General features: G+C 42.5%; 18 protein-coding genes. 8 read left to right on the top strand and 10 right to left on the bottom strand.

Going from position 1 to position 21,520, the window contains the following annotated elements:
- Window positions 1-265 precede the first annotated feature (265 nt).
- The 7 genes from WH223_RS00675 to WH223_RS00645 all read right to left on the bottom strand — a co-directional run bounded on the left by WH223_RS00675 (window position 266) and on the right by WH223_RS00645 (window position 8,233).
- Entirely contained in the window at window positions 266-826 is a 561-nt protein-coding gene (locus tag WH223_RS00675; RefSeq protein WP_340045594.1) for a biliverdin-producing heme oxygenase, read from the bottom strand.
- Between the two features lie 80 nt (window positions 827-906).
- Window positions 907-2,331: a TolC family protein gene (locus tag WH223_RS00670; RefSeq protein WP_340045593.1), complete on the bottom strand. Its 1,425-nt coding sequence runs from the start codon at window positions 2,329-2,331 to the stop codon at window positions 907-909.
- 14 nt (window positions 2,332-2,345) lie between these two features.
- Window positions 2,346-5,522: an efflux RND transporter permease subunit gene (locus WH223_RS00665; RefSeq protein WP_340045592.1), complete on the bottom strand. Its 3,177-nt coding sequence runs from the start codon at window positions 5,520-5,522 to the stop codon at window positions 2,346-2,348.
- A gap of 83 nt (window positions 5,523-5,605) precedes the next feature.
- Window positions 5,606-6,748 (bottom strand): efflux RND transporter periplasmic adaptor subunit, encoded by a 1,143-nt coding sequence (locus WH223_RS00660; RefSeq protein ID WP_340045591.1) that lies wholly within the window; start codon window positions 6,746-6,748, stop codon window positions 5,606-5,608.
- Between the two features lie 91 nt (window positions 6,749-6,839).
- Window positions 6,840-7,367 carry a DUF420 domain-containing protein gene (locus WH223_RS00655; RefSeq protein ID WP_340045590.1) on the bottom strand — a complete coding sequence of 176 codons (528 nt, stop codon included), beginning with the start codon at window positions 7,365-7,367 and terminating at the stop codon, window positions 6,840-6,842.
- Between the two features lie 4 nt (window positions 7,368-7,371).
- Complete coding sequence (locus tag WH223_RS00650) at window positions 7,372-7,527, bottom strand: hypothetical protein (protein ID WP_340045589.1); 156 nt, start codon at window positions 7,525-7,527, stop codon at window positions 7,372-7,374.
- A 112-nt stretch (window positions 7,528-7,639) separates the two neighbouring features.
- The gene (locus WH223_RS00645) at window positions 7,640-8,233 is read right to left on the bottom strand and encodes a TetR/AcrR family transcriptional regulator (protein ID WP_340045588.1); all 594 of its coding nucleotides are present in this window, start codon (window positions 8,231-8,233) and stop codon (window positions 7,640-7,642) included.
- A gap of 341 nt (window positions 8,234-8,574) precedes the next feature.
- On the opposite strand from WH223_RS00645, the gene WH223_RS00640 reads away from it, so the two are divergent.
- Both WH223_RS00640 and WH223_RS00635 read left to right on the top strand, forming a co-directional pair.
- Complete coding sequence (locus WH223_RS00640) at window positions 8,575-9,036, top strand: hypothetical protein (protein WP_340045587.1); 462 nt, start codon at window positions 8,575-8,577, stop codon at window positions 9,034-9,036.
- Window positions 9,037-9,061: 25 nt separating this feature from the next.
- Window positions 9,062-9,418, top strand: coding sequence for a DUF3817 domain-containing protein (locus tag WH223_RS00635; RefSeq protein WP_340045586.1), 357 nt, complete (start codon window positions 9,062-9,064; stop codon window positions 9,416-9,418).
- 203 nt (window positions 9,419-9,621) lie between these two features.
- Here WH223_RS00635 and WH223_RS00630 read toward each other — a convergent pair whose 3' ends face one another.
- The gene (locus WH223_RS00630) at window positions 9,622-10,815 is read right to left on the bottom strand and encodes a hypothetical protein (protein WP_340045585.1); all 1,194 of its coding nucleotides are present in this window, start codon (window positions 10,813-10,815) and stop codon (window positions 9,622-9,624) included.
- A gap of 28 nt (window positions 10,816-10,843) precedes the next feature.
- Window positions 10,844-13,204, bottom strand: coding sequence for a TonB-dependent receptor (locus WH223_RS00625; protein ID WP_340045584.1), 2,361 nt, complete (start codon window positions 13,202-13,204; stop codon window positions 10,844-10,846).
- Between the two features lie 805 nt (window positions 13,205-14,009).
- Between WH223_RS00625 and WH223_RS00620 the strand changes: the two genes are divergently transcribed.
- The 6 genes from WH223_RS00620 to WH223_RS00595 all read left to right on the top strand — a co-directional run bounded on the left by WH223_RS00620 (window position 14,010) and on the right by WH223_RS00595 (window position 20,750).
- Complete coding sequence (locus tag WH223_RS00620; RefSeq protein ID WP_340045583.1) at window positions 14,010-14,909, top strand: helix-turn-helix domain-containing protein; 900 nt, start codon at window positions 14,010-14,012, stop codon at window positions 14,907-14,909.
- A 209-nt stretch (window positions 14,910-15,118) separates the two neighbouring features.
- A complete protein-coding gene (locus tag WH223_RS00615; RefSeq protein ID WP_340045582.1) occupies window positions 15,119-16,672 on the top strand; it encodes a GMC family oxidoreductase in 1,554 nt (517 codons plus the stop codon).
- Between the two features lie 44 nt (window positions 16,673-16,716).
- Entirely contained in the window at window positions 16,717-18,168 is a 1,452-nt protein-coding gene (locus tag WH223_RS00610; RefSeq protein WP_340045581.1) for an aldehyde dehydrogenase family protein, read from the top strand.
- Window positions 18,169-18,205: 37 nt separating this feature from the next.
- Complete coding sequence (locus WH223_RS00605; protein ID WP_340045580.1) at window positions 18,206-18,730, top strand: hypothetical protein; 525 nt, start codon at window positions 18,206-18,208, stop codon at window positions 18,728-18,730.
- A 53-nt stretch (window positions 18,731-18,783) separates the two neighbouring features.
- Entirely contained in the window at window positions 18,784-19,698 is a 915-nt protein-coding gene (locus WH223_RS00600) for an alpha/beta hydrolase (protein WP_340045579.1), read from the top strand.
- A 200-nt stretch (window positions 19,699-19,898) separates the two neighbouring features.
- Window positions 19,899-20,750 (top strand): sugar phosphate isomerase/epimerase family protein, encoded by an 852-nt coding sequence (locus WH223_RS00595; protein ID WP_340045578.1) that lies wholly within the window; start codon window positions 19,899-19,901, stop codon window positions 20,748-20,750.
- A 238-nt stretch (window positions 20,751-20,988) separates the two neighbouring features.
- Here the strand turns inward: WH223_RS00595 and WH223_RS00590 are convergent, their stop codons facing one another.
- Window positions 20,989-21,495 (bottom strand): hypothetical protein, encoded by a 507-nt coding sequence (locus WH223_RS00590; RefSeq protein ID WP_340045577.1) that lies wholly within the window; start codon window positions 21,493-21,495, stop codon window positions 20,989-20,991.
- Window positions 21,496-21,520: the final 25 nt, after the last annotated feature.

The raw sequence follows: 21,520 nt of genomic DNA, 5'->3' as shown, positions 1-21,520 counted from the left end.
TAAAATAATAATGGTCGGCCATCTGTTTGCTGAGCGATTCCCCTGTTGTTTGTGGAAAGAACGTGACTCTCGTTTCTCAAGAGTACGGTTTGCACTAAAAGCGTTCTTTCTATTAAGCAAGCAACGGCAATTGCAGAAGCAAATAAGGTGGTCGGCTTTTTTTAAAAGACCTATTTAGACCATGTCACTAGGACGATATATGTCTACATTCAATAAAACTAGCGCCGCCGACTATTAGGTATAGCAGGCGACGCTAAAATATAGTTTAGCTAAGTTTTGCGTCTAATTCAAAAGCATCAGCAAATTTTGAAAATGTAGCTGTTGCTGTGTTTATGGCTTCCTGGTAATGTTCTTCCGGAATATGTAAGCTTAGTTTATCGGTGAAGAAGGACCATTTGCTTCTCGTGTCTTCACCGTAGCCAGCAAAAAAAGAGGTACCTTTCGTAATGCCATGGTTGGCTAATATTTTAACAATAATGGATCCGCCCATAACAGAACCTTCCATGACGTAAAGAGCGGCTAGCGCTTTGACGGTGCTATCGATGATGGGCACCGAAACTTCGATAAGGTCGTTTAGCGAGCATCCACAACTTTTAATATCGTCTGCAATGCTGTCGGCATGTCTGCGTTCAGCATAGTCTGGTAAGATAGCCGCCGTTATAAAAGGCTTTATCGTTTCCTCCAAACGAAGGAAGTAGGCATAGAATACTTTTAAAAAAGCCGCATAATCAGCATCGCTTCGCATATTCTTTAAACGGGTGATGACTATTTTTTCCAATTGCTGATGCGCTACTGTTGTCTGTTCTCTTAATGCTTCGTGTATCATATTTCTATCGTTTAATTTTCTTTGTGTGTGTTAAGGTCATCCCGAAAGGAGCTAATTTTCGGGATGCCAAATTGTTGTCTTTAGTTTGCGCCGCCGCCGAGGCTGCGGTATAAATCTGTTATCGCAAGAAGTTCATGGCAGGTAATGGTTGCCAAATCAAGTTCGCTTTGTAGCTTATTTTGCTGTGCGGTTATAACTTCAATATAGTTGGCCATACCATTTTGATAGAGCGAAGTAGCATTCCCAATAGCCTGCTGAAGGGTTTCCACCCGTTTGGCGGTGATGAAGTGCTGCTGTTTCAATTTTTCGATTTTTGTCATAGCCTCAGACACCTCGCCTACCGCGTTCAATACACTTTGTCGGAACAGGATAACTGTTTTTTCGCGCTCGATTGTCGCCAGCTTATAGTTCGTGGTCAGCTCCTTATGCTGCAATAGAGGCTGTAGGACGCTGACGCCCACTATACCAAATAGAGAGCTTGGAATATTAAACCAATCACTAGCCTTAAGGGCGTTGACACCAGCACTTGCCGTGATGCGAAGGGCCGGATAAAGTTGCGCCTTCGTAATTCCTACTTTCGCGTTAGCGATAGTCAAGTCGAGCTCTCTACTTTTAATATCAGGCCTTCGGCGGATGGTAATCGATGGGATACCGGCAGTAATATCCGAAGGAAAGCGAGTTTCATGGATACTTGTTCGGCGCTGTATACCCCCCGGCAACTGTCCCACGAGGATGCTTAGCGCATTTTCCTGTAAGGAAATCTCTTGCTCCAGTTGGGGTACAAGGCCTGCTGCTAGGAGCTGCTGCGCCTGCGCCTGCTGTACGGCTAGGTTGCTAACCTGCCCAGCTTCGTATAATACGGAGGTCGTGTGGCTTATGCTGTCAATCAAAGCAATATTACGCTGCGCTACACGCACCTGCTGGTCCAGCATAAGCAAGGAGAAATAGCCCTTGGCTATGCGGGCGATAAGGTTTGTTTGGAGGGTTTTTCTAGCCTCCTCACGCTGTAGGTAGCTGGCCAGCACAGCCTTGTTGCTGTTGCGAATGCGTCCCCAAATATCAGCTTCCCACGAAAGCATAGCGCCAGCGGTATAATCCTCGATATGTTTGCTGCCCAAAAACTGGCTTGAGGTAAGCCCATTAAGACTATTTTTGGACGGTGTATTCGAATTTGCGGCCACTTGAAAATCGACAACAGGAATATTGTTCCACTTCGATTGTTTGACAAGCAAGTCGGCTTGCTCAATATTTTTTAGTGCAATAGCCATATCGAAGTTTTTTTGCAGTGCGCTATCAATCAATTGCTGCAATACTTTGTCGGGGAAAAAGTTTCGCCAGGGCAGGGCACCTATCCCGAGGGTATCGGTCGGCAACTGCTCGCCGAAGGCATGGGGCAATTCAGGTTGCGGTAAGGGAAGGTCTTTCGCTATTTTACAACCGGATGCCAAAATCAGCATACTGCTAATGAGCAGAAATCTGTTTACGTTTTTCAATGGATATTTCATGCGTAAAATGCTTGTTAGTGGATTACTTCTGATGAGGTCAACGTGTCAGCTTCTGCCGGTGGAAACTCCTTCTTGCGGGATACTTTTTCATGCAGTGCTTGGAACACCACAAACAGTACGGGAATAATAAACAGGCCTAAAATAACCCCGCTTAACATACCGCCGGCAGCACCGATACTAATCGAGTGGTTACCCATGGCCGAAGGGCCTGTAGCACGCATCATCGGTGAAATACCCGCCACAAAGGCGATGGATGTCATAATGATTGGTCGAATACGAAGCTTCGCTGCTTCCAGCGCAGCGGCGATGAGGGTATGTCCTGCCTGCCTACGCTGGGCGGCATACTCGACAATTAAAATGGCATTTTTTGCCAGTAAGCCGATAAGCATAATGAGGGCTACTTGTATGTAAATATTATTATCTATGCCGGCCATACCGATGGCCATAAAGACACCGATGATACCAGTAGGGATAGAAAAGACAACGGCCAAAGGCAGAATGTAGCTGTTGTACTGCGCGCATAGCAGGAAGTAAACAAATACGAGCGACAGCATAAAAATAACTAGCGACTGTCCGCCCGAAGAGATCTCTTCTTTGGTCATACCAGAGAACTCAAATGCATAGCCGGCAGGTAGCACTTTTTCGGCTACTTCACGCACGGCTTGAATGGCGCTACCAGTGCTATAGCCAGGTTTTGGAACGGCATTAACACCGATGGAGTTGAAGAGGTTGTAGCGGGTAATAACTTCCGGGCCAAATACTCTTTTTAAACGAACCACTGTGTTTAAGGGTACCATACTTCCGGTTTGATTTTTTACGTAGATGCCGTTCATGGCGGCAGGGTCTGCACGTTCTTCTTTTTCTGCTTGTATCATCACCCGATAATACTTGCCAAATCGGTTGAAATCGGACACTTGAGCACTCCCGAAGTAGGACTGCATGGTGCTTAAAACATCCTTTTCATCAATCCCTAAAAGCTCGATTTTTTCATGGTCTAGTATCATTTCATACTGTGGATAATCGGCTCTAAAAGTGGTGAAAGCAAGAGCTATCTCCTCCCGCTTTGAGAGCTCTTCAATAAATTGGTTTGCCAGGGCGCCAAATTTGTCTAGTTTACCACCTGCTTTATCTTCCAAGACCAAATCGAGGGCGTCAACATTACTGAAACCAGGTACTGTAGGGAAAGAGAATACAAAAAATTGAGCTCCTTTTATGGTGTTAAGGCGTTTTTGAATTTCAGCAATATTCTCAAATACATCATTCATATCACCCCGTTCACCATCTTTTTTCATCCTGAAAAAAGCAACACCCGACGATGGGCTCGTGGAGTTGGTTAGCACATTGAAGCCCGCCACTTCATTGAAAGCAAATTTGGACTCCATATTCCTTACTTTGTTTGCGGCTTCATCCAGAATAGCCTGCGTTCTATGCATGGAAGAACCTGGAGGCAGATTGACCGAAATGGCAATAAAGCCTAAATCTTCGGATGGGATAAACCCCGTGGGCGTTCTGTTTATCATCCATGCGCTAGCTAAAGCGACAAAGGCGAGTCCGGCAAGGCTGATCCACTTGAAGTTTATCATGCGCTTTACGCCGCCTATGTATCGGTTTGTTAGGCTCTCAAATCCTTTATTGAACGCCATGAAAAAACGCTGTTTGAAATTTGTAGGCTCTCCTTGCTCGTCATGATGTTCACCCTTCAGCAGTAGGGCGCATAGGGCAGGGCTGAGCGTTAATGCATTCAGCGCTGAGATAACGATAGAAATGGCCAAGGTAAAGGCAAATTGTCGGTAAAAGACACCAGCCGATCCCTTCATAAAACCAACAGGAAGAAAGACGGCAGCCATAACTAGGGTGATGGAGATAATAGCACCCGTTATTTCATGCATGGCATCCAAGGTCGCCTTTCGTGGGTTGGTGTTTGGATTCTTTAATTTGGAATGCACGGCCTCCACGACGACAATGGCATCATCGACGACAATACCAATGGCAAGAACGAGTGCAAAGAGCGTCAGTAGGTTGATGGAGAATCCGAACACCGACATAAAGAAGAAGGTACCAATGACCGATACCGGAACTGCAATGGCTGGAATCAATGTAGAACGGAAGTCTTGCAGGAAGAGGTAGACCACGATAAACACCAGAATAAAGGCTTCCAGTAGGGTTTTCTTAACTTGATCGATCGACTGGTCCAACATATCTTTGGTGTTGTACAGAATTTGCTGTTTAATACCTGGCGGGAAGTCTTTCTCTGCTTTTACTAGAAATTCGGCTACCTTGGTTTGTATCTCTCTGGAGTTCGAACCCGGCAGTTGGATAACTTGGAAGAGCACACTTTGCTTATCGTGCACCGTGTTTAAGGAATTGTAGGTGTAGCTACCTAGTTCCACTTTAGCAACATCCTTAAGTTTGAGCATGGTGCCGTCGGCATTGGCTCTGATGATCATGTTTCCATATTCCTCGGGCTTGGTATATTTACCCGAATATTTGAGGACATACTCAAATGACCTTTCACTCGACTCTCCAAATCTTCCGGGAGCAGCCTCTTGATTTTTACTTCTTACAGCGGCCATCACCTCCATCGGGGTAATATTGTAGGTAGCCATTTGTGCTGGATTGAGCCAAATACGCATGGAGTAATCCTTGTTGCTACCATAGAAATTTACGAGTCCAACGCCTTGAATACGTTTTAATTCGGGAATAATATTTATCTGCGCGTAGTTGGTGAGATAGGTGGCGTCATAAAGTTCAGGTTTATCGCTCATCAGGTTTATCGCCATAATGAGCGAGTTCTGTACCTTTTGTGTCGTGATGCCGGCTTGCACCACCTCGGGAGGTAAGAGGCCGGTGGCCGATGAAACACGGTTTTGCACGTTTACTGCCGCTTGATCTGGATCTGTGCCTAGTTTGAAATATACAGAGATGATGAGCGTTCCATCATTGCTAGATGTAGAACTCATATAGCTCATATTTTCGACTCCATTGATGGCTTCTTCCAAAGGAGGGGCTACGGCACGCACCATCGTTTCGGCATTGGCACCGGGATAGTTTGCGGCTACTTGGACAACCGGAGGAGCGATATCAGGAAACTGTTGAATGGGTAGGTCTAAAAGACCTACCGCGCCGAGTATGACCAGCATGATGGAAACTACCGTAGCGATAACCGGCTTATCGATGAAAATTTTTAACATGTTTTTATTATTATGATGAGTAGTCCTTCATTTTTGTTGCGCAGCGATTGCCGCATGTAGCATCCTAGTTAAGGACGATTTAGCTAGATAGGGTCGGCAACTGTTTTAGTCGGCAGGACCGTAGGTTTTACAAGTAGCCCATCTTTAAGCGATTGTAAGTCTTTTAGAACCAGTTTGTCGCCATCTTTTAGCCCTTGGCTGATGTAGTATGTGTTGTCATTTTTACCTGAAATGGTCACCGCTATTTGTCGTGCTTTATGCTCCGCGTCGACAATAAATGCGAAGGTTTTGTCTTGCAATTCAAAGGTTGCAGACTGCGGAATGCTAATTACGCCCGTTTGTTTGACGCCGAGTTGTATGCGTCCGGAATTTCCGGAACGTAGTAGTCCTTCCTGGTTTGGAAAGGTAGCACGTAGGGTGATGGCTCCTGTAGTTTTATCAAAGGCCGCATCGACCATATCGAGCTTTCCCGATTGTGGGTATGGATTGCCTCCGGAAAGAACCATGGACACATCCGATGCATTTTTTAATTTTTCATGGATTGTTGTGCCTTCTAGTCCTTCTTTGAAGCGAGAGAAATCTACTTCGGCTATCGAAAAGTAGGCATGTATTTCGCTGTTATCCGATAGGTACGACAGTGGTTGTGGGTCTGAGGGAGCTACTAGGCTACCCGTTTTCTTGCCTATGCGTCCAAAATAGCCGCTAACGGGTGCCTTGATGGTGGTGAAGCTTAAGGTTGTTTGTGTGTGCTTCGCTTTTGAAAGCGCCTGTATCTCGCGCGCTAGAGCGGCATCATAAGTTGTTTGTGCTGTTTTCAGCTGATAGGCGGAGATAACTTTGTTTTCTACAAGTGTGGTAAGCCTTTCGACTTCAAGTTTTGCTGTTGCGACGCTCGCTTTGGCCGCTAGCAATTCGCCTTGCGCATGGTTGTATTCCTCTTGGTACAACCGGGAGTCTATCTGAAAAAGGGGCGTTCCTTTGGCCACATAGGTACCTTCTTCAACATATATTTTGGTGAGAATGCCACTCACTTGTGGACGAATTTCGACGTCTGTTAAGCCTTCAAGCTTTACGGGATAGTCCGAGTAAACAATTGTGTCTGTTTGGTTTACTACGGCAATGGGTACTTCAGGTTCAGCGGCCTGCTGCACGTCTTGATTTTTAGAAGCGCAGGAAGAAAGCATTATAGCCGGAATGAGGAGGCCATGTAACAGTTTTTTTTTCATAAAAATGAATTGAGATATTAGAAATGTGTGTTAAACAGCTACAGCAGTATTATGGGTACAGTCGTAGCTGTTTAGCGGTTTTTATTCTTGTTTAATGCGGATAATAAGGAGAGATAAGTAGGTATACCATCACGCCTGTATAACTTACATATAGCCAAATAGGCATCGTCCATCTCGCAATTTTACGGTGCTTTTCTAGTTGCTTGTTGAGTCCGTAGGCCATGGTTAGCAGCGCTAATGGAATAATGAGCGCTGCTAATACAATATGACTAATCAAGGTGACATAATAGGCTACCCGTAGTAATCCTTCTCCGCCATATTTTGTGGAAGGAGTGGAGAAGTGATATAACAAATACGAAAACAGGAATAACGACGTAAATAAAAAGGCTAGAAATACAAAAGCACGATGGAGGCCTATCTTTTTACGATAAATGGCATACAAAGCAATGAGCAATGAAACAAAGGTGAGTCCGTTTAATAGCGCATTAAGCAACGAAAGTTTAGAAAAATCGTAGCCGCTCAAAGCAGGAATAGTAGGTAAGAAAAAGGCTAATCCTATTAAGCCATTGATAGCAATACTTAGCGTCCAGATGATGGATTTGTAATTTCTTTGTCGCATGGGTTTACGTATTTGGCGTTGTTGTGGAACTGCTTGTTTGTTCAGCATCACAAGTGGTCATCCAGTAGATCAGTGCATCGAAAGACAGGATAGGGAAGAAGGGATTTAAATTCATTAAACATACTAACTGGTATGTTTCGGGTTCTGCAGTTTGCTTCATGATTTTTTACATTTTATAAAAACATACTAACTGGTATGTTTTTGAGGTTAAAAAAATAGCGCATGCTTTTGCTTTGTTTAAAACATGCTCCGGGTTACATATTGTCTTTAAATTATTTTAGTGAATCAAGGTACCTTTTAAATTCGCCGAGAAAGGTGATATAGTAGGTTTTTCCGAGTAGCTTCCCCATGTTTCTTACACCATGGTAAAGGGTGATTATGTGTAGGGCAATCTGATTAGCATCATGGGTGGCTTCGAGTTGACCTGCTTGTTGTGCTCTTACAATTTCTGCTTCTATGGCGCGTTCCCACTTGGTTAACGATTTTTTTAGCGCCATTTGGAAGGTTTGGCTTAGTGGGGCGAGCTCTTGAATAAGGTTTACTGCAGGACAACCATATTCGGCCGTCATAAAGGGATGTTCAAACAGCAGACCATTCATCATGGTGTAGAGGTTGTCTCTGAAATTTGAGCTAGAAGTGAGTGATTTTTGAATTAATGGCCAAATCTCATTATGAATAGCTTCTTCGATCATGGCTACGCCCATTTCTTCTTTATTTCGGAAATGGTAATAAAAAGCACCTTTGGTAACTTGCGTTGTCGCCAGGATATCGTCCAAACTCGTAGACCGATACCCTTGTCTGTAAATTAACTCTAGCGCTTGTTTAAGAATAGTTGATCTCGTTTCTTCTGCTTTTGACATAAACATACCAATTAGTATGTTGCAAAGGTATATACCTTTTAGTAAGATTTTCTACGGCCGTTGTCATAAATATGTCAAAGTGGAATAATAGCAGTTAGCCTACACCATTCTGCTAGAATAGACTTTAGGAGGCTATAATAAACTATCTGCTGGGAACATATTTGTTTTTACGATGAAATGACGATAAGCTATATAATGAAGGCGAAGCATTTAATATGTTTGTAAAACATACTAGGTAGTATGTTTTTTATTTTTGAATGAAATTCGCTTTACGGCCTAAGCCTATAAGGATACTTAATGCGATGCGCGGATCTTATTTAATTTTTTTAATTCAATCAGTTAATACGATGTATTATATTTTTCTTTTTCTTCATTCAAGCATCCGATGGTTTGTACTCGCGAGCTTACTTTATGCGCTATATATTGCCGGTCGAGGATTACTTCAAAAGGAACCTTTCAGTGCCCACGCGAATACTGTTCGGCAGTGGACTGTAACCATTGCACACTTGCAATTATTGGTTGGTATGGTAGTTTATATACAAGGGCCTTTTAGTTTTTTGCATCCATTTGATGGCTCTTACACAATTTTGAGTGATCAGCTTTTCTTTCGTTACATTCATGTTTTCATGATGATATTGGCTGTTGTTCTTATCACGATAGGGTCGGCGAAGACCAAGAGAATAGCGGATAGTTCACAAAAATATCAAACGATGTTGTGCTGGTTTGCTGTTGCCTTAGTGGTTTTGCTCCTTGCTATTCCATGGCCATTTTCTCCGCTAGCGCAGCGTCCTTACCTACGTACTTTTTAGATTATACATACTTTTATATTTTACCATGAACTTCATTAATCAAGTTTTTAAGACGCAGTTGGGGAGACTGCGCCTCCTCAGTTACCTAGAAGGTATTTCATTGTTGTTCTTGTTCAGTGTGGCTATGCCTTTAAAATATTACGCTGATTTGCCCTTTTGGGTAAGGATGGTTGGACCTATACATGGCCTTCTTTTTCTATGGTTTGTTATTACGACCCTTAGTGTGGGGGTCGAGCGGGGATGGAAGTTTAAAGAGACCACTTGGAAAGTACTCATTGGCTGCATCGTTCCTTTTGGTACATTTTATATCGATGCCTATATCCTTAAGCCTATTGCTGACGCTGATGCGAAGCGTCTAGATGATGATGCATCCGAAAATTAAGGTTTGCTCACGAATGATTGTTAGTCGCTGTATTATTTCATTTTAACGCTATTGCGTATATTTTTGCAAATGGAGTTATGGCAGAATATGGATAGCGTATTTGGGCTGTCCTTCCGATCAAATAGTCAATAAATCCCCCCGCAAAGATGGGATTTGCGGGGGAATAATTTCCCCGATAAGGGGGGATAATGATCTGTGCTATTTTAAAAAGTTTCTATCACGCTTGGATCGCCAGCGGTATTAACGACAGGTGCCGTCGAAGCAATACCTGTGACAGGATCGTAGGTATAAATGCCGATACCCGTATTGGTCGATAGGCCAAAGAGAATCTTGTTTTCAAAAATACCGACCGATGAGGAATATCCCGTAGCATAAGGAAAGTCGAGTTTGCTAATGGTCTTGTTGTACAAGTCTACTTTGAAGGAACCCATCGTGCGATCTTTCGCGTAGTTTGGCGGATTGCTCGCTAAGGCGTATATATTGCCCGTGGCATAAAGTACGCCTTGGTTGAAGTAGCGCATGTGTTGCAGGTAGTCTACTTTGTTGTTTGGAATACCTGAAATGGCGAAGTCAGCGATATTGAAAAAGTAGGTCGGGTCAAAAGATTGCGTTCCATTTTTAATACGTAGGAATCCACATTTCTGATTTGGACCGCCAAATCCATATGATGCTACGCAGAAGACATAAAGGTCTCCTTTTTCATCAAAGAAAAGGGAATGAGGCTCATCGATGCTGCCCGCCCATGTTGTTCGGCTATCGGTAGCCGAGGTGATGGTATTATTATTGGCCAAATCAATGATTAAAATTTGTGCCGGTTTATTGCTGGTGTAACCATCGGCCGTTTGCACACAGGCTACGTATAGTTTACCATCCTTGAGCGCCATAACCGAAGGGCCAGGACTTCCACTGCCTAGAGCATAGGCCGTAAGGTCGATATAGCTACGTATTTTTAAGGTCGAAGGATCAAACACGGCAATCTTCCCCGTATTTTGTAACGAACAATAGGCTGTAGTCTCGTTCTCCACCACGATGCTAATGGACTGGGAGGCGGCAGGGAAAGTAAGACTCCCCGCATCGGCTAAAGTGCCGTCAGGTTGCCTATGGTATTTCTTAAGAATATCGCCCCCTTTATTGGGGATAACAAATACATCATCGCCATAGATTTTGATAAATGGCGTTTGGGTAGCTTGTCTAGACTTCACATTGCTGTAATTGGGTACGCTAAGATCTCTGAGCGTACCGATATAAGCAACTACAGGATTAGAATTGGTGATGTTGGTGACGAGCAATAGCTTGTCGAGATTACTTTGTTCTTCTACCGTTTTATCTTTTTTGCAGGAGGCTACGCCGATAGCGAGCAGGGCGAGAAGGAGGAGTTTAGTTGTGTTTTTTAACATGATTAATTCGTTTAAAGGTTTTTAAATTTTATTTGCCCATTAGGAGGTATCGAAATTTTATCCGAAATGTTCTTCCAGCCAAGGGCTGATTGTAGTTGTTGATTACTTTCGCATCTAGCAGATTGTTGCATTCGGCCGTTAGGGTATAGCGGCTATTTTGAAAGGATTGTTCTGCCGATAACGTATGGATATAGTAGGATGGTATTTTATACTCATCATAAATGCTGAGATCAAAGCCATAGTTAAATTGATTGACAAAGCTTCCGTCATACATAAATCGGGTTTTCGAATCCTTGCCTAGCCAATGCTGTTGGTGGTATTCGATATTGACGTTTGAAAACAGATTGGGCGTATTTGGAATCGTTAGACCATAGGTGGGGTTCGCAATATTTTGAGTTCCCGGTATGTAGCGATTATTATCTGTGAGTTTCTGCCAAGTGAAGTTTACACTCGCAAAGAGGTGCTCCGTGATATCTTTTTTAACATCAATATCTGCACCGATGATTCTCGCTTTGGCATAATTTACATAGCCCAGCGATAGGCCATTTCCTGCGATTTGGATGAGCTGGTCTACCTTCATGTAGAACGTGTTAAACTCAATCTGCAACCGTCGGTCGGCAGCATCGAAATGGTCGTACACCAAGCCTACGTTGTTGTTGAACGACTGCTCCGGCTTTAAGAAAATGGCCGGCGTAATGAGCGCACCATCGCCAAAGAGCTCTGCATTGGTTGGAAAACGTATTCCTTTTTCATGGCTAAACTTAACGAGAAGGTCTTTCGTGAAATTATAGCGCAGACCTAGCGTATAGCCCAATTTATTGGTTCGGTTGTTTACCTCTTCCGGCACATCGTTCATGTAGATATTGGTGTTATATCCATTCACCAAACTGTAGAAGTTTTTGAAACCTGTCGAAACTAATAGTTTATCGCCTAGTAATCTGCTTTCCAGGGTTAGTCCCGTGACGGATGAGCGTAGCGAACCCGGGTAATTGTATAGGTTTTTTCCAGCATACTGATTTCCGAGGTCATCGGTAGGATCGAGCGTACCGTACCTAAAAGCATTATTCAGGTTGATGGTGAATTGGTCGTTTAATTGGTAGTTGACATTGAAACGGTTTCGTACTTCCTTCTGAATGGTTGTCGATAGGTTTGGGCCAATGCCGAGTTCTCCTTTGCCGTAAAGGCTGGGCACCCTGCTGCCATCCCAATTGTAGCTGTAGGATGAGGTATCGTTAAACTTGACATTAAAATAGCCCAGGATAAAGTTGTTTCGGAAAGACAGCTTATTGGCAAATAAGCCTGTTTTTACCACGTTTAAAGCCACTACAGCCGATTTACCTTTACTTTCAGCATGTTGAATATTTCGTTGGATACCTTGAATCTGTTTGTCGGTTCCTATATATGCACTTTCCAGCTCTAGCTCATCAAACCAGAGCTTATGGAATTTCACAGATGCCCCAACCAATAGGGAGTGGTACTTATCGTGATCACGGGATATCAATAGCCCCGGTTGATAAGGCGATTCCATCTTGTAGTTGTTATCGCTTTTGACATCAAAAATACCGGCGCCAACTTCAATACCAGGTTTATCGAAAGTCTTCTTTAAGATGAGTCCTTTGTTTTGTGTATTGTACGACTGGTAGGAGGCTACAGCATCAATATAACTGACATCGCGATGCTTAATAATCACGTTGACGGCGCTGCCTAAGCCATCGCCACCGAGCCATGCTGGTACGGCCCCTTTGTAAATTTCAATACGCTCAATAATTTGTAGCGGTAGGTCATTAATACCTAAGCTACCGTCGGGCGTATTCAAGGGGTTGCCGTCGATAAAAATTTGTACACGTTTTCCCTCCAATCCGCGGACGGAAATACGTGCTTCACTACCTAAGCCTCCACTTTGGCGGATCTGTATACCTGCCTGTCGGGCTAGTATTTCATGAAGATCGCCGGCACGGTTTTCAATTTGTTTGGCCGTGATAACGGTGACGGGCATAACGTTATCAACGATTTTTTTTACCGCTGCAGCCTCTTTATTTAAACCATGAACATGAACTTCATGTATGCTATGTTTCGCCTCTGCTAATATTACATCGAGCTTTACATCTTTGTTGGCAACCGCCACACGGATGGATTTTGTTTGGTAGCCTACGGCCGAGAAAGTAATTTCATATGCACCCGGAGCTATATTTTTTAAAGAGTAGCTACCATCCGTATTAGAAGAGCTGTTGTTGTTTCCCTGTTGGGTAGCTAGGGAAACACCCGCCAACGGAACATGCTGTTCATCGGTAATGGTTCCCCTGATGCTAAATTTTTGTTGCGCTAGAGCAACATGGCATACACCCACTATCAATAGTAGAAGCAGCCTTATTGTATATTTAAAAATCATGTATAGCGAATAAATACCACTTGAAAGGCGATTGATTGCATTTCAGGCGCTGGTAATTAATAATTTGAATAGGGAAATTCCCTTAAAGAATAGAAAGAGGAGGTGGTCCTTTATTAAAAGTCTTTTGCGTAAAAGAAACTGGCCCGAAGATGATGGCCGTTAGTACGTATAAGCAGCGAACTTGTGCTATGTAAATCAGCGTAGAAATAGCTTCTTCTGGCAAGGAAATCTGTTGAAAGCCGGCCTGATAATCACAAATGATACATTTCTTGAAGCGTAAAAACTCGACCCTATGCGATGATGTATGTGCACAATCATGGTTATGAAATAGTGGTGCAAGGTTCGTCAATAGCACTAGGCATAGTAGCAGCGTAGCACAAAATTTATAGATTAAAGGGTATGGAATTAGCTTTTTCAATTACGCAACAAAGTTGCAATAAATATAAATATAATGCAACTTTGTTGCTATTGTATTTGTTTGGAAAATCGGTTTATAAAGCGGATTTTTCGGACTATTGCCCAATGAATTATATGTTTAGTTCTCCGTGTTGAGTCGGGTCCGTTGTTTATCAGCGGTTTAGGTTTTGTGGTTTATTGCTGTAGATAGCGGGATAACTTTTGCGCTATCTACAATTTATGGCTTGTAAATGCTGTTTAACAAATGATTATCGTTATATTTAGGACTGAGCCTATTTGGTTTTCTATTGATATGTGGTGCGGACGATAACTGGTGGGCGACGGGTGAGGAGCGAATGGCAAGGGCACGTGGATTTACTAAAATTAATGATGTAGAAAAATAATAACTATGACTTCTATCGAATCTTATCTTTTTAAGCCTATTAATAATCCGCAACAGCAAGTACATATTATTACCATCGCTGAGCGCTTGAAAAAGGGCGGTAAATCGCTAGAGGTGCCCCACAGAACGGATTTTTATATTCTCTATATCCTATCGGAAGGTCGTGCCAAACACATGATAGACTTTCAAGAGATTGATGTTAAAGTTGGTGATGTCTTAGTCATATCGCCTAGTCAGGTTCATAAATTCATTAAAACGGAGGATTATGATGGCTATCTAATCGCTTTCCCTAAAGTGTTTCTTTATCAGACGGTACAAAATAAGCTTTTCATAGAAAACGCGCAGATTTTCAATAATGTAGACCTGCTGACTAAGTTTTTCTTTGATGCCGAAGGTTTCCAAGAGATACTTGGTATTATCGAAAAAATGAAAGGCGAGCTCTCGAAGCCTTATGATGAGTTTCAGGCCCCTATACTCAATAATTTGTTGTCCAATATCTTGTTTCTTTTGGAGCGTCGCTGGACAACGCTTCGTAGCTCTAACGATTTGCAGCATAGCAAATCGTCTAAGGATTACTTGTATGTGGCTACTTATAAGAAGATGATTAAAGAGGAGTTTAAGGAGGCGACCACGGTAAAACATTATGCGAATAAACTCAATATTAGTGAACGCAAGCTACAGAAGGTAGTGATGGATATTTTGGGTAAATCGCCTAAGGAACTGATCGATGAACAGGTCATCTTGGAAAGTAAGCGTTTGTTGGTGCATGAGTCTATGAATGTGAAAGAGGTGGCTTATGCCATGGGCTTTGATGAACCCTCTTATTTCACCAAATTTTTTAGAGGAAAAGTAGGGATTGCACCTACGCAATTCAAGTTGGAAAATACATCTTCTCCAAACAATTAATACCTGTTTTTTTTTTGAGCAGTTTCTCTTTTTGAGGTTCTGTTTTTATGCTATGGCCTATCGTTTTGTCTGTTTTTTCGTGAAATGACAGCATATATTCGGGTTTCTACCTTCCCTGACCTATCCTTCCTTTCTAATTTTGTTGTGTATTCAATGTGTATGTAAATACTTGATTGAATGATGTTTTATTAATTCTAAAAATTAAAAGGATGAAAGCAGAACACACAACATTAGCCAGCCATGTAGATTACGACTACATCATTGTTGGCGCTGGTTCCTCAGGATCTGTTCTTGGGAATAGATTATCTGAAAATGCCGACAAAAAGATATTGGTACTTGAAGCAGGATCTGTATTTGATAAAAAAGGCTATCCCGATGCCATTGCCAGCAGCAATGTATTAGGGGCCAATGGCGACCCTCGCTATGAATGGGGCTATAAATCGGTGGCAGGTTCTTATGTAAACCATCCGATTGGTGCTATCCGTGGGAAAATTTTGGGCGGTAGCTCTAGTGTGAATGGTGCCGTTGCGGTACGTGCATTGCCTGCCGATTTTGACCGTTGGTCGAAGGTGTATCATATCAAAGGGTTTACTTGGGATGATGTATTCCCATATTACAAAAAGATGGAGAGCTCTTCGATTGAAGGTAGCGCATGGCATGGAAACACCGGCCCTTTTGTTATCCATCAGATGACCAAGGCTGAAGTAAGCCCTATGCAACAGCTCTTTATTGAGGCATCGAAAACATTAGGCTATTCCGAAATTAACGATTTTAACGCCGATCAGCAGCATGGCGTGGGTGCTTATCCCATGAACATTGTTCATGGTGTTCGCTACAATACGGGGATGGCTTATTTGGATGAATCTGTGCGTGGAAGAGATAACCTTACGGTTGTTGGTGATGCGTTGGCCGATAAAGTGGTATTTGAAGGACAAAAGGCGGTTGGCATTTTGCTAGCCGATGGAAGGCTATTTAAAGGCAAAGAAATTATTCTTTCTTCGGGTACTTATGGTAGCGCTGCTATCTTGTTGCGTTCGGGTGTCGGCCCTAAAGCACATTTGGCGCAACTGGGAATCCCTGTTCAAGCGGATCTTCCCGTTGGGGAGAAGCTCTACGACCATCCTTTTTACTATAATGCTTATGCTGTAGATGCCGACAAGATAGGTGATCAGACTCCGGTAATCGGTGCTAAAGTATGGACAAAATCTTCTTTTGCTAAAGAAGGGGAACTGGATTTGCATATCACGGCGACACATTTGTTTCCACATGAGCAAAGTCCGACAAAAGTTGGCGTTGTACTCGCTGTAGCCTTAACAAACCCGAAATCTAAAGGGAGTCTCCAGTTGGCAAGCACCAATCCGGAGGATGCTCCGCTTATCGACTTAAACTTTTTAGCCGAAAAAGAGGATAGAGATAGACTCTTAGAAGGTATAAAAATAGCGCGTACGCTAGGGGAGACGGCTCCATTTAATGCTATCGTCGTACAAGAGTTGAATCCTGGAAAACAGGCAACAACGGAGGAAGATCTGTTAGCGTCGGTACAATATTCATTAGACACCTATCATCATCCTTTTTCGACAGCACCTATGGGGGAAGAAAATGATCCTACGGCGGTGGTCGATTTCACAGGAAAGGTTTATAAGACGCAAGGCTTACGCGTCGTAGATGCCTCTATATTTCCGGATGCTGTTTCGGCAGCGCCTAATCCGACGGTTATTATGATAGCCGAGAAGATTGCTGAAGCTATAAAAAATGGAAATTAAGGATAAAAGCACAGGTATAATTAATCACATAATCTCTTAGTACGATGAAAACGGTAACGAATTGGATTAACGGTAAATGGGTAGATAGTGGTGTCCATAAGGATAGTTTTAACCCAGCCACAGGAGAAAAAATTGGCACTTATGCTGATGGTGGCAAACAGGAGGCTGAACAAGCGATAGCAGCTGCTTTAGCTGCATTTAAAGATAGCGATTGGAAAAGTAATAGACCATTGAGGTACCAAGTATTGAACGAATTGGCACATCAATTTGAAGTCTATGAGTCGGAACTTGTTGAACTTTTGAGCTTAGAAAATGGTAAAATAAAGGGTGAAGCAGCTTTTGAGTTTAGTATGGTGGCTCCAAAATTACGGTATTATGCCGCACAGGTATTAACACAAACGGGGAGGGCTTTAGAAACTAAACCGGGCTCGTATAGTATGGTGCTTACGGAGGCTATTGGCGTTGCCGGAATTATTGCGCCATGGAACTCACCTATTATTTTGATGATCCGCTCTTTGGCTCCTGCACTGGCAGCGGGCTGTACGGCGGTGATAAAAATGCCCGCACAAACGGCACAAATTAATGCTAAGATTAATGAGGTTTTCGCTTCCGTAAAAAGCTTGCCGCAAGGGGTGATTAATCAATTCACGGAAAGTGGTAGTGATGGTGCTGCTTTGCTGGTGGAGTCCAAAGATGTACCGACTATTTCTTATACAGGAAGTACACAAACGGGCAAAATACTGATGAGAAATGGTGCTCCTCAGCTGAAGAAATTTGGTTTTGAGCTGGGCGGCAAGACGCCGATGCTGGTTTTTAATGATGCCAATTTGGAGGCTGCAGTTCCTGCTTTGGAAAAGGCAATTACAGTATTTGCAGGTCAGTTTTGTATGACGGGGAGCCGAATTTTGGTGCAAAGGGGGATTGCCGATGCGCTGATAGAAAAATTAGGCAAGCGATTGGCAGAGGTTAAAGTAGGGCCTGCATCGGACGGCAGCAGTGATATGGGGCCGATGATTGACCGTGCTAATGTCGACAGGGTTGACCAGGTGGTCGAAAAAGCAATTGCCGAGGGCGCTAAGGTGCTGGTTCGGGGTGGAAAAGCTCGTGAAGGGAAATTAACAGTAGGTGCTTTTTATCATCCTACTTTGCTATTGGTAACGGATAATAGCATGGCTATCGTTCAGGAAGAAACTTTTGGCCCTGTAGCCACTGTTCAGGTGTTTGATACTGCCGAAGAGGCCATAGCATTGGCTAATGATAATGTATATGGGCTGGCGGCGTCAGTGTGGAGTACAGACGTAGATCTGCCTTTGCAGGTGGTGCGTGCGTTGGACGCTGGTACGGTCTGGATTAATGACTGGGCACAAGTAAATGATGAATTTGAAGAAGGTGGCTATAAATACAGCGGCTTAGGCAGGCTTAATGGGCTGGGGGCGCTGGAAGATTTTCTAGAGCATAAACATATTTATCACCATGCCGGTGTATTAAAGGCATAATTGGCGATGTATTACAAAGTTATAGTAGCAAGTGTACATGGTCAGCACGGTAATTGTAAAATATAAGCTTACGAGCGCGGCTAGTTTTGAATCGACCAGCTGGTATAAAAAACTAAAGGAAGCTACCGAGCAGGAGGACGGATTTATTGATATGCTTCAGCTTCCTCCGCTTGCGGAAGAAGAAAATATGACCATCGTGCTGTGCTTTCGAACTTTTGATGATGCTACAAAATGGATGCATTCCGCGACGCGTATTAGGCTTTTGGAAGAAGATGCTAAAGACTATATAACGAACAGAATTGAACAGGTAAACCGGAACCTTTTTTGGTTTTCTCCGATGCCTGAGAAAAGTAAATGTCGCGCTAAGCAGGTTCTTGTTTCTTTTATTGCGGTATATCCGCTGACAGTAATAGTTCCTCAGTTGGTATCGGCCTTGTTTGTTGGTTTAGATTTTAGCTCATCCTTGGTAAAAGGAATAGTGGTGGCACTAATTATTTCGAGCCTTATGGTCTACCTGGTGATGCCAACGGTATTGCGGGTTTTTAAAAAGTGGATCGGATAGCAAGAAGATTATCGAGTAGATAATGTGACGTACATATTTAAAATAATATAGAAATGGAAAAGTATAGAATATCAAGTGTAGATAAACAACAAGTAGAAATCATGCGTCGGGATTACCGCAATATGATACCGCTAGCAGGCGAGAAAGATGAGGTGGTCGAGGTTCATGAAATTAATATCCCAACCAAAGAGGAGGACAGAACGATTTATGCTAAGCTGTTTGTTGGCTTAGGTAGCGAGGATAAAAAACGTCCTGTAATTTTATTTATCCATGGTGGCGGATTTGTGTCGGGAGATTTAGATACGCATGAGGTGTTGACGCGTGCCTTGGCCAACGATAACCAAGCGCTTGTGTTATCGATAGATTACCGCTTATCTCCCGAACATCAGTTCCCAGCAGGATTTGAGGATTGTTACACCGCGTTATTATGGATTAAGGAGCATATTGCTGTATATGGTGGTGATGTAAATAAGATATTGGTTGCAGGGGATAGTGCTGGTGCCACCTTGAGTGCATCATTGGTGCAATACTTACGGGATAAAAAAGAATCGAAGGTTAGCGTTTTGGCACAACTGCTGTTTTACCCGACCTTGTCTCCGTACACACATTCGGCATCTTTTAAAGCTTTGGGCAATGATTATTTTCCGACCTATGCCGTAGCCGAATTTGTGCGCAAGATGTATGTCGCCGATTTTGAGAAAGAAGCACAAAATCCATACGCTTTTCCATTAGTTGGTGCCGTAGATAATTTACCCCCTGCGCTTATCGTTGTGGGTAGTTTAGATCCCCTTAAGGATGAGTGTAAAGAATATGCTGATAAATTGATTAAGGCTGATGTTCCTGTGTTTTTTAAAGAATATCCACAAGTGGAACATGGATTTATTCAGTTTTTTAAGCAGGATGTAAATCAAAAGCAAGGTGCTGCAGCGATGCTGGATATCAGTACGTTTATTAAAAATCTGGCTTAATGATGCTTGTGAATAGGGCTGGATTTAGCCAGTAAAAGCAGGATTAACGTACTCAAAACACCAATAATAATTGTAACGAATGTAATGCGAACTTTTGCGATATTGCAAAAGTTTGTTATTATTGTGACTTCTTTGGTTTCCGTGTTTAAGGAAGAGACTTTTTATTATTTATGCGTACTATGTTTATTTATCAGAAGAAGATGCTACAAATTGTTTTTGTAGCGATGTTAGTGTTTACTGCTTTTAGCCAAGTTAAGGCACAAAAAACGAAAGATGTTGGTTTGCAATTGTACTCTTTGCGAGAGATACTTCCAGGAAATGTTGCAAGCGTTTTGAAAGATGTTGCTGCTGCTGGATATACGCAAGTAGAGCTTTATGGTTTTAATAGTAAAGATCAATTTTGGGGATTAGATGCTACTGCGTTGAAGGCGTTACTAGCAGAAAGTAAATTGAATGCTGTAAGTGGTCATTTCAATATGACACCTTACTTTAAAAATGGGGATGAGACTGAACTTCATGCTGCCATAGCGGCTGCGAAAACGTTGGGTTTAAAATATGTAACTATCCCTTGGCTTGATGCGGACGTACGCACCAGTGGGCAAGACTATTATGAAGTAGCTAAAAAACTTAACCGTGCGGGACTTTTATGCAAGCAAGCTGGTTTAAAGTTAGCTTATCATAACCACGATTTTGAATTCATAAAATATGACGGTAAAACCGGTCTTGATATCTTGCTACAAAATACAAATAAGAAATTGGTTGATTTTGAAATGGATATGTATTGGGTGATCAAGTCGGGTGTTAAACCGGAAGACTTGTTTAAACAAAACCGTGGCCGTTTCACCTTGTGGCACATTAAAGATGTTGACAAATCGAATCCAAATTTAAATACAGAGATTGGTTCGGGTAGTCTTGACTATAAGTCTATATTCCGCGCTAAAAAGATCTCGGGAATGAAGTATTTCTTCGTAGAACATGAAAACAACTATACCCCTGATCATATAGGTTCGATTACTAAAAGTAGCGCTTACGTTAAAGAGAACTTATTGTAAGGAGCGTTTTTTACATGACTTGGTGTAGGCGAATTTGAAATTAGGGATTTATAAATCCTTAAGGTGCTTTGGAGGTTAAATCGTTATTAGTTTGAAAGTATTTATTTCCTCAATAGTACCCAGCAGGTAGTTCCATTATGGGCTACCTGTTTTTTTATGTTTTATTTTACGGCTAATGCCTTTGCATGGAAGTCGGATATTAAACGCTTTTTTAAGGGTGTAACTAGTTTGGTAAGCGTTATTTCTTCCAGTATTTGTGCATAGGCCCATCTAATCCATGTATCGGATCTAGCTGGGGAATTTCCAAGCTATCAATCTCTGCATAAATGGAATCTTTATCTGCGCCTAGTTCTTGCAGTAAGTTCCAGTTGCCGCCATCAGGATATCCGCCAACGACCTCATATGCTCCTGCTGAAGAAACGAAATAATGCCCAACGCCAGCAGGTAAGAGGAGGGCATCGCCAGCGCTTAATAGTAGCTGCTTCCCTTTTGCTCCACCGATGTTTAGCGTAACAATACCTTTACTTATTCCTAAAATTTCATGCGTATTGCTATGAAAATGATCGTAAGGAAGGATGATATCTCGCCAATTATTTCTCCAGTTGTTTTTTGCAAAGTTCTGCTCAAACCATGTTGATTTATCTATTACATCCGTAATGCTGTAGTATACAATTACGGGTAATTTACTGTTCGGTATCGTTCCATCATCATGGAAATGGATCTTTTGTGTTTTTTGTGCATTCATCTATTTAAAATATTATTATGCAATA

Source organism: Sphingobacterium sp. MYb382 (genome assembly GCF_037572665.1).
In the GTDB taxonomy this organism is placed as follows: domain Bacteria; phylum Bacteroidota; class Bacteroidia; order Sphingobacteriales; family Sphingobacteriaceae; genus Sphingobacterium.
Note: the sequence above shows the minus strand (reverse complement) of the source record. Positions and strands in the feature narration are given on the sequence as shown.